Origin of the sequence: Streptomyces hilarionis, from assembly GCF_024539675.1 — a bacterium.
Taxonomy (GTDB): Bacteria; Actinomycetota; Actinomycetes; order Streptomycetales; family Streptomycetaceae; genus Streptomyces; species Streptomyces hilarionis.
The window spans coordinates 1-326 of the sequence record NZ_JAHHIT010000587.1; the positions used below are offsets into that span (position 1 = coordinate 1).

General features: G+C 53.1%; 1 protein-coding gene. It reads left to right on the forward strand.

The genetic code is table 11. The features are described 5' to 3' along the window. A partial coding sequence (locus KMS84_RS39620; protein WP_256921500.1) for a DUF6555 family protein occupies positions 1-228 on the forward strand: 228 nt, incomplete at its 5' end. Positions 229-326 lie beyond the last annotated feature (98 nt).

Here is a 326-nt window from a genome sequence, read left to right on the forward strand (position 1 = left end):
TACCAGCTCCACGGCGAGCGAAAGTCATTCATCATTCGATCCAAAATGATGCGCAATGCAGATGCCTGGCACTGGGCAAGCTGTGACGCCGGTATTTCTCCAATTCCCAAACCTGGTCGACCTCCTTTGAAGCTAGTGTCGAAACCGCAGGCTGAGCAGTATGGCCTTTCAGACGTGAGATGGAAGGAGTCTGCGGCACCTAACTGGACTGAAATCGCTACACCGTGAACTCAGGATGGGTGCAGCACAGCCAGTTGCTGTCATCAGCAAGAGACGGAGCGCGGGTATCTCACTCTCTCACTGCGGCCAGTTAAGAATTTCAAAAC